The organism is Deinococcus aerolatus (assembly GCF_014647055.1).
Classification (GTDB): domain Bacteria; phylum Deinococcota; class Deinococci; order Deinococcales; family Deinococcaceae; genus Deinococcus; species Deinococcus aerolatus.
Genome location: NZ_BMOL01000053.1, coordinates 1 through 2,938, shown reverse-complemented (window position 1 = coordinate 2,938; position 2,938 = coordinate 1). Strand labels below are relative to the sequence as shown.

Here is a 2,938-nt window from a genome sequence, read left to right as displayed (position 1 = left end):
GGGTCAGCGTGAGTGCCTCCTGATTACTTTTTCCCTCAGCCAGGAAAGCCAGAAGCTGACTCCGGCGTCGCTCGACGGCGCAGGGACTGCGGCGGTAGATGCCCCACAAGTCCTCGGCGGTGTGCTCAAAATAGACCGTTCTGATGCCTCAAGTACGCCTGCTTAAACGGGATCCGTATGACGCCACCAAAACCCGCCTATCCACAGGTTATCGAACTCACAGCCAATTCTACAGCCTGCGTCCCCTCGCTACACATTGACACGCATCAGAGTGCCGTCGACGTCGTTCTAGCGACGATCATGGCGCAGTGTGTCAACTACCGTAATCTCGGTCCGCATTTGCCTAGAGAGCCAGCCCGAAGCCAAGAAACGACGCGTAGAACGTGCCATTCAATTGAGCAACTCACCGCACAACCTGCGAACACAGGGATGCTCTGCTCAACCTCTTAGTCCTGAGTGCGGTGCTTCATGGCTTTATCAAACAGCGTGCGGCCCAGCGCTAGCCCCGCGTTCAGGACGGGGGCGTCGCTCCACGCGGCTGGGAGCAGTTAGCCTAGGGCGTAAAAGCCCAGCACCCACGACACCGCCCGAGGCAGGCGGCACAGCGTGGGAAGCAGCGTTAGCCAGCGGGCCGTAGGCGCGTTTAGGCAATATCAGGGCCGCCGGCAGTTGGCGCGGTCAGCGGCGCCGAAGCGCCATAACCGTAATACGCGTAGGCGTCGGCGCCGCGGGCGACCTTGTTTAACACGATGCCGAGCACCCGCACGCCTGCCACACGGGCATTTTGCAGGCTGCGTTCCACGTCAGCCAGGCGAGTTTTGCCGCTTTCGACCACCAGGATGACGCCGTCGGTGTGGGGGGCCACCGCCAAGGTGTCGGGCAGTCCGAGCATTGGGGGCGTGTCGATCAGGACGTAGTCGTAGCCCTGCGTCCAGCGGTCCAGCGAACTGCGGAAGGCCGGCTGGTTCAGCAGCCCGGCGCCGCCGTTTCGCGCCACGTTGGCCGGCAGCAGGTCCACGTTGTGGGCCACCTGCGTGGCGTGCGCCGCAGCCGGCCGCAGGAACATCTCGGTCATCGTGTTGGCGGGCGGCAGGGTCAGGTCCGTGCCGAGCAGCGGGTGGGTGCCAATCCGGTCGGGGGCCCAAACCTTGAGCTGGGTGGGACGGCGCAGATCCGCGTCAAGCACCAGCACCTTCTGACCGCTCATGCCCAGGCTTTCGGCCAGCGCGGCCGTCAACGAACTCTTGCCCTCGCCCGGGTAAGAGCTGGAGATGACCAGCCGCCGGCCTTCCCCTTCCCCCAGGAGGGACTGCAAGTTGATGCGCAAGAATCCCAGCCCCTCGTACAGCGGGCCGCTGTGACTGGCCGGTAGAAAGCCAGCGGCCAACTGCTTGCGGCGCACCAGCGGCAGTTGCGCGAGCACAGGCAGGCCCAGGTGCAGCAAGTCCTCGGGGCCGTTGACCCGGCGGCGCAGGCTGTCACTCACCAGCACGCCCATCGTCACCAGAAGCAGGCTGAGCAGCCCGGCCAGCACGGCGTTGCGCAGGGGGCGCGGAGAGATCGGGGCGATAGGAGCTTCCGCTTCTGCCACCTTGGTCAGTGTGCCGGTGGCGGCTGCTTCCAGTACAGATACTTGCGCGAGATCTTGCAGCACCTGTCCCCGGGCTGCCAGCAGGCTCTGGCGTTCCAGCGGGTCGCTGACGGCCGCAAGTCGGGCTGTTAGATTTTGAAGCTGTCCTTGGAGGCTCTGTCTCGAACGGGTCACACTCTCTTTGGCGCGAGCGTTATCCCAGGCCAGCAACGCGGCCACGCTGGTTTCAGCCAGTTGTCTGGCAGCCTCAGGGGTTTCTCCCTGAGCGCGAATCTCATACACACCGCGCTGTTGGGCGTCCAATAGGGCGCGCACCTTGAAGCGGGTAAAGGAACGGGTGGCCAACTCGCGGTTCAGATCGCTGCGTATCTGCTGGATGATCCCAGGGTCCAGGTTACTCCGCTCCAGGCGTTCACCCACGTCACTCACTAAGGAGCGGCTGTGCATCACCCGCTCTACCGCGCCCGGTGGCAAAGGTGGGGCCGTGACCAACGTATTGTTGATCAGCGAATTCTGAGCGTTGTTATCCACTGAGATGATGCTGGCTACTGACTCATACACTGAGGCCTGCCGGCTGGACAGCCCATAGATCACGCCAGCCACCACCAGTGGCGTCAAGATTAGTAGTGGCAAATAGCGTCTGAGCGTTGCGAAAACTGGTCGGAAATCAACGTTATCTGTAGCTACAATTTTTCGGGGCGGACTTTGCATTATGGGCCAGTGTACGGGGTGGAGCACAAGATTTCTATGTGAATTCGTGTAGTATTATACGGCTTCCGTTTCTGCGTCAGTCCTGCCTGAGGGAAATTCGTCTGGCTCTTGCTGGATTTTTGGAAGTTGGTGATGCCCTGAACAACTGTTGGCTTGGTGAGCTCAACCTAGTACCTGGACGAGCCTGATCCTGAGCTGGTGCGCTCGACGTGACCCTTGTGTCTCGGTCCAATCCGATTGTAAGCCTACCCAACTCTTGCGGAGCAAGGTGGGAATCAACGACACGTCGATCCCCACCGCCGGCGGAGGCTGAGTAATCCCAAGATCGGTGTGCGGGCGGTTCATCATGCGCTGAGCCATGGCCAGCCGATTTCATCATGCGCGACACTCCGAGGCGGTTGCCTCTGCCTGATCTACAGTAAGCCTGGCCTTCCCGTGACCGGGGAAGGCTGCCGTCCCCTGACGCCCGAATTCCTTGGTCCAACGGTGCAGCGACGGGTCGCTGATGCCCGCCCCTGATCGACACGCCGGTCAACAGGTCAGGTCAGGGCATGGGAAAAACGTAGCTGGTCCGTGCTCAACGGCCGGATCGGAGTTTGCCCCGCGCCTCGAAGCGGCTGACCAGGCGCACCAGCG

Annotated in this window: 1 protein-coding gene; it reads right to left on the bottom strand. The window is 62.2% G+C overall.

The window, feature by feature from the left end:
• Nucleotides 1-643 precede the first annotated feature (643 nt).
• Nucleotides 644-2,302 (bottom strand): tyrosine-protein kinase domain-containing protein, encoded by a 1,659-nt coding sequence (locus IEY31_RS18415; protein ID WP_188974411.1) that lies wholly within the window; start codon nt 2,300-2,302, stop codon nt 644-646.
• Nucleotides 2,303-2,938 lie beyond the last annotated feature (636 nt).

Coding starts and splice junctions, on each gene's coding strand:
- IEY31_RS18415 (WP_188974411.1), bottom strand. CDS start 2,302: ATGCAAAGTCCGCCCCGAAAAATTGTAGCTACAGATAACGTTGATTTC.